Origin of the sequence: Leucobacter soli, assembly GCF_042659205.1 — a bacterium.
Taxonomy (GTDB): Bacteria; Actinomycetota; Actinomycetes; order Actinomycetales; family Microbacteriaceae; genus Leucobacter; species Leucobacter soli.
On sequence record NZ_JBHSRW010000451.1, the window covers coordinates 1 to 762 of the forward strand.

General features: G+C 73.8%; 1 protein-coding gene and 1 pseudogene. Both read left to right on the plus strand.

Annotation, left to right across the window (positions count from 1 at the left end; all coding sequences use genetic code 11):
* Positions 1 to 438 (plus strand): MATE family efflux transporter (locus tag ACFPZL_RS13885; RefSeq protein WP_382335990.1); only part of this gene is annotated, 438 nt, incomplete at its 5' end.
* 56 nt (positions 439 to 494) lie between these two features.
* Positions 495 to 762, plus strand: a pseudogene (locus tag ACFPZL_RS13890) (hypothetical protein); the annotation flags it as partial.

Below are 762 nucleotides of genomic sequence, written 5' to 3' on the forward strand. Positions count from 1 at the left end.
GCGCGGGACGCCGCGCGGGCGAGGTTCGTCGTGAGGCGCTGCCTCATCTGGGGCGCGGTCTTCGCGGGCGGTATCGGCGCGGTGATCGCGCTCGCGAGCCCGGTGCTGGGGCGGATCTTCACGAGCGATCCCGCGGTGCTCTCGATCCTGCCCGCCGCACTCCTGGTGCTCGGCCTCGCGCAGCCGCTCGGGGCCTACGTCTTCGTGCTCGACGGTGTGCTCATGGGCGCCGGCGACGCGCGCTACCTCGCCTGGACCAGCCTGGTGAACCTGGCGGTCTACCTTCCGGTGCTCTGGCTGCTCACCGCCTCGGCATCGAGCGCCGGCGGCGCACTGCTCGCGCTCACCGCGGGGTTCGCCCTCGTCTTCATGTCGGCCCGCGCGGTGACCCTCGGGCTCCGCGCCCGCGGCGAGCGCTGGGTGGTGCTCGGCGTCTGACCGACGCACGCATCGCGCGCGCCGTCCCCGCCGCGGCATCCGGGTAGTGTGGATCGGTGGCCTTCTCCCCCGTTCCCGAGCGCATGCGCGTGCAGCGCTGGTCGGTGGCCGTGTTCCTGCTCTTCGCGACGCTCGGCTTCGGTTTCGGGGCTTGGCTCAGCCGCCTCCCCTCGGTCCGGGACCACCTGGGTGCGACCACGCTGGAGATGAGCCTGCTCGTTCTGTCCATGGGCGTCGGGGGCGCGGCCGAGGCGCTCCGCATCCCCGTGCCGCTGCACATCGCGGCGACCTACGCCGTGGTGGTCGTGGTCGGCGTGCTCGCGC